We start from the raw sequence: 4,586 nt of genomic DNA, 5'->3' as shown, positions 1-4,586 counted from the left end.
AAAACTCATTTAAATCACTTTGCTATTAAGTACAAATTGATTCTTAGAGCGAACCAGATTGCTTGGCAGGAGCTTAAAAATATGGCAGCTTAAAATTGACCGTGCGTAACATGAGTAATAAAGATACCTGCTATTTGCTCTATTCACTGCGCTTTGCTGTAGATCACCCCAGCTTATGTCCTTGGCTTCCTGCATTAACAGAAGCAAAGCAACAAATGATGACCGAATGTATATCTATCCTTCAAGCCATTATGGATGCTTTACGAGTTGCATTAAGGGATAGGGCTATCTTAACTAATGCTTACCACTATGAATTACCAGCGAAAGAATTTGAAATTAGAAAACGCAACCGCCAAGCGATATTGAGAATAGTTGAAATTTATGGTTCCGAAGTTAAGCAAAGGCACCCTAAAATAGAGCAGTTATTCTTGAATATGGAAAATTAGTTATTGGTGAGGGGGCGTTTTGCAGAAATAAAAAGCGCTTCTTATTGCAAATTAGCACAAGCAAGCTCTGAGCAGTATTTAATGAACCAGCAGTTTGGGTGTTTTTTGCTAAGCCTCACACCGGCTGTTTCATCTAAAGCACGAGCGTTAGCTTAGGGTGGGGGGCTATTGATATGCCAATTGTAGATATAGCTATCAATACTATTAACGTGGTTTAATTGGCTCAATAAAGGCTCTCTTGCAAAGAGTCGCAAATGCTTAATGACGTCTTGCTTTGTCCCGCCGAAATCTTCTTCATACCAATCATAGATCTTCGATATAATTAATTTTCCCTCTATGACTTGTACGCCTCTTAAGGAATTGATGTAAATGAATGCGGCCTCGTTTAGTTGGGTTTCTATAGCCGCACCTTGATAGGCTTGCTTGCTAAGATTGGGCGCGCCAATAGTGGCATTATTTAAGGTGTAGTGAGTCCGTTGATCATTCCAGATGGGACGGATGATGCGATTATTAATATCATCAAGAGAGAGGGGCGTGTTTTTGATGGTGATGAGGTTTGCTCCCCAAGGTCCTACACTAAATAAGCCCGGTGAAATGCGGATTTCTTGAACGTTTGCGATCGGATAATAATCAGCCACTGTTTGCACGGTAAGGGCATTATATAGATTAATCCAATAGGCTAATTGCTCTTGTCTATTATAATTATCGATATCGATCTCAGACATTTCTTTGAGATAACTTTTTAACAAATCATAATCTTTTTGATCTACATTGGCGTAATCAAGTAAATTAATTTTCTCTTCATTGGTGATTAAATGACGATCTAAAAACTCTTGCCATTTAGCATGAGGGATAACGGCCTTCGATAAAGGATTATTAATCTGCCATCGTGGCCATAAACTTTTATAATAGGAGGCATGAGCAGTGCTATAACTTACCCAAAAAACGACGATAAATAAAAAGAATGAGCTAAATCTTTTAATGTACTCTTTATGCATTCATTAAGGCTCTGTTTTTTAAAGCACTGCTTATTGTGTTTCCATCTAAAAATTCTAGCTCACCACCGGAAGGAATGCCATGTGCTAATTGGCTAATATGGATTGCTTGTTCATGCAATAACTGGTGGATAAAATGAGCAGTAGTTTGTCCCTCAACACTGGGGCTTAAAGCCAGAATCACTTCTTTTATCATTCGCTCTTTAACTAATTTTTTAAGTCGGGGTAGACCTATATCCTCTGGACCTAAACCATCGAGAGGGGAGATTTTTCCCATAAGGACAAAATAATAACCCTGAAAGGCGTGGCTTTGCTCTATGGCGAAGACATCGGCAGGATTTTCAACTACACAAAGTAGTTCCTGATTCCTATTCTTGTTTTGGCATAAAACACATAGGGAATGCTCAGTATAATTATTGCACTGCTCACAATGACTAATAGTAGTCATGGCCCGTTCTAGGCAAGCAGCGAGGTGCAAGCCTCGCTGTCTTTGCTTGTGCAATAAATGGAATACCATTCTTTGTGCTGATTTGGGACCTACACCTGGCAGACAACGAAGAGCCTCTACCAGTTGATTTAAAGTATCCATAGTAGGCGTATTATTCCTTCTCGCGATCGCCCATTAAATCAGTTGGAATGTTCAAGCCAGCAGTTAATTGGGTGATTTTTTCTTTTGAGACTTTCTCAATTTTGCGTACCGCATCATTAATAGCCGCAGCGACTAAGTCTTCTAACATTTCAACGTCTTCATCAATTAAAGATGGTTTGATTTTTACTTCCGTCACATCATGTCGGCCATTCATTTTAATGGTGACCATTCCACCACCGGCTTCACCAGTAACCACCAGTTCACTTAACTGCTGTTGCGCTTCTTGCATACGTTGTTGCATTTTTTGCGCTTCTTTCATTAAATTACCAAGATTTTGATTAATATCCATTATTACCTCGTTTATTTAGGATCAGTTAATATTATAAGTCATCTTTTAATGCAACAATAGAATTTTTGACCAACTCTGCGGAAAATTCTTTTTGTAATTGTTGAAATACAACATCATTATCTAAGGCTAAGGACGCTTTTTGCTGTTTCGCATGGATAAGTTTTTCCTTATGCTGAGCTGGTGATGCCACTATTTGCTCTTCAGCATGCAGCTTGATTTTAAGTGAAGAATTGAAATACTCACTTAATGCAGATTCAATTTTTGTAATAGCTGTAGGGCTAAATAAGGATTGGTGTCCCCGCGCAACTCGTAAGGAAATGATTTTGTCTTCTTTGTTTAAAAATTCCGCATTGTCTAGGGCATTAAGAGCAAGACCAGTTAATTTAAGTTGAGAAACAATAGTGGGCCAATTGCTGCTACAAAGTTCTATTTGAGGCAGAGGTGCATCAACCGCGATTGTTGGGAGCGCCACTTCTGCTGCAAAGCTAGCTTCAGGGGTTAGATTCTCAGTAGGATAAACAGCTTCACTAGTGGACTCGATTATCGGTGCAATGGTGGGCGCTGCCACCTCATGTGCTCGAACCGTATCTATCGCCCCTCCATCGCTAGGCACAGCAGGTTGATAGCTATAAGCTAAGGTCGGTGTAGATGCCTTTGCTGCTGGTCTAAAGGTCAACATACGTAATAGCGTCATGTTAAAACCAATCATAAGGGTCGGGGCGAGGCTTATTTCTTCGCGACCTTTTATCGCTATATGATAAAATAATTGAACATCTTCTGCAGAAAATTGGGCCGCCAATTGAATCAGTTCTGGACGGGCTTTAAGTAGGGGATTAGCTTCCCCGACGTTTTGATAAATACAGATCTGATGCAGGTAATCGAGAATGTTATCAAGAACATAATGAAAATGCCCACCTTCAGTGACTATTTGTTGACTAAGTAAAAGTAGCTGGGCAGCATTTTGTTGCGCTAAAGCTTGCAGAAGTTGTAAAGCATAATCTTGCTGGGTATAACCTAAAATCCTTTTTACCTCTTGGGTAAGTAGGCGAGTATCACAGCCCGTTATTGCTTGGTCTAATAAGCTCAGCGCATCTCTCATGCTTCCTTGCGCCGCATGAGCGAGGATGGCCAGGGCCTCGTCCTCAAAACCAAATTGCTCTTCATTTAAAATAAATTGCAAATGCGTCTGGATCAATTCAGCAGCAATATGGCGCAGATTAAATTGCAAGCAGCGCGATAACACTGTGACCGGTAGCTTTTGCGGATCAGTGGTCGCTAGAATAAATTTCACATGAAGGGGGGGCTCTTCTAAGGTCTTTAATAAGGCGTTAAAACTATGCTGCGAGAGCATATGTACCTCATCAATTAGATAAATTTTGAAGCGGCCATTAGTGGGTGCATATTGTACATTGTCCAATACATCCCGAGTGTCTTCAACTCTCGTTTTGGATGCACCATCGATTTCAATCAGATCTATAAATCGACCTTGCTCAATAGCCTGGCATGCATCGCAAGATAAACAAGGTTGAGCAGTGATTCCTTGGTCGCAATTTAATGCCTTAGCTAGAATACGCGCAACACTTGTTTTACCTACACCACGTGTACCGGTAAATAAATAGGCATGATGCAGTCTTTGTTGATTCAAGGCATTAATTAGGGGTTTGCTGACGTGTTCTTGACCGATTAATTGAGAAAATATTCGTGGTCGCCATTTACGGGCTAGAGCCAGGTATGTCATACGTAGCATCACTAAATTGGGTGGCGGCTGTAAGAGCCACACCTCGGCGCTCGAATCGACTGTTACCGCTGCTCCCTTCCGGGCCTGACGGGGTTCACAATCTATCGCCGCGAGGGGACCAATACAGCCACCATAGTTGAGTGAAGGAGATTAACAAATAAATGAGAAAATTTCTAGAGGGAGGTGAATAAAATTTGGGATGATAACTTGGTTTGGTTTTTAAGACTAAATTAAAGAACACAAATGTCCTGTGTGTATTTTGAGCTTTGGATTCGTTTTATTGCTTGAGTATCAAATTATTAAACATTAATTTATACCTTAATATACACCTCAAGAAAAAACAAAATAAATGAAAAAAAATGAAAAAAGTGTTTGACATAGGAAGGGAAATCCGTAGAATACGCAGCACGCCTTCGGGGCAAAGTTCATTAAGAAGATAGAAGACAAACTGTGTGGGCGCTTTGAAAGA

The 4,586-nt window shown here is 40.3% G+C and carries 6 protein-coding genes and 1 other RNA gene; 1 reads left to right on the top strand and 6 read right to left on the bottom strand.

The window, feature by feature from the left end; all coding sequences use genetic code 11:
* Positions 1–9: 9 nt before the first annotated feature.
* Positions 10–195: a hypothetical protein gene (locus tag ELY15_RS16255; RefSeq protein WP_233586774.1), complete on the bottom strand. Its 186-nt coding sequence runs from the start codon at positions 193–195 to the stop codon at positions 10–12.
* A gap of 20 nt (positions 196–215) precedes the next feature.
* Here ELY15_RS16255 and ELY15_RS13635 point away from each other — a divergent pair, with 20 nt between their 5' ends.
* Positions 216–446: a hypothetical protein gene (locus ELY15_RS13635; protein ID WP_233586771.1), complete on the top strand. Its 231-nt coding sequence runs from the start codon at positions 216–218 to the stop codon at positions 444–446.
* Between the two features lie 152 nt (positions 447–598).
* Here the strand turns inward: ELY15_RS13635 and ELY15_RS13630 are convergent, their stop codons facing one another.
* From ELY15_RS13630 to ffs, 5 genes are all read right to left on the bottom strand, one after another.
* Positions 599–1,444, bottom strand: coding sequence for a DUF547 domain-containing protein (locus ELY15_RS13630; RefSeq protein WP_127100961.1), 846 nt, complete (start codon positions 1,442–1,444; stop codon positions 599–601).
* Entirely contained in the window at positions 1,437–2,030 is a 594-nt protein-coding gene (recR, locus tag ELY15_RS13625) for a recombination mediator RecR (protein ID WP_127100959.1), read from the bottom strand. The genes ELY15_RS13630 and recR overlap by 8 nt, the downstream gene beginning before the upstream one ends.
* Before the next feature lie 10 nt (positions 2,031–2,040).
* A complete protein-coding gene (locus ELY15_RS13620) occupies positions 2,041–2,379 on the bottom strand; it encodes a YbaB/EbfC family nucleoid-associated protein (protein ID WP_127100957.1) in 339 nt (112 codons plus the stop codon).
* 31 nt (positions 2,380–2,410) lie between these two features.
* A complete protein-coding gene (gene dnaX / locus ELY15_RS13615; protein WP_127100955.1) occupies positions 2,411–4,117 on the bottom strand; it encodes a DNA polymerase III subunit gamma/tau in 1,707 nt (568 codons plus the stop codon).
* Between the two features lie 27 nt (positions 4,118–4,144).
* An RNA gene (gene ffs, locus ELY15_RS13610) (signal recognition particle sRNA small type) lies at positions 4,145–4,241 on the bottom strand.
* Between the last annotated feature and the right edge of the window lie 345 nt (positions 4,242–4,586).

The sequence above is a fragment of the Legionella sp. km772 genome, from assembly GCF_003989735.1.
Lineage (GTDB): Bacteria > Pseudomonadota > Gammaproteobacteria > Legionellales > Legionellaceae > Legionella.
The sequence above is the reverse complement of the archived record's forward strand: the minus strand, read 5'-3'. Positions and strand labels throughout refer to the sequence as shown.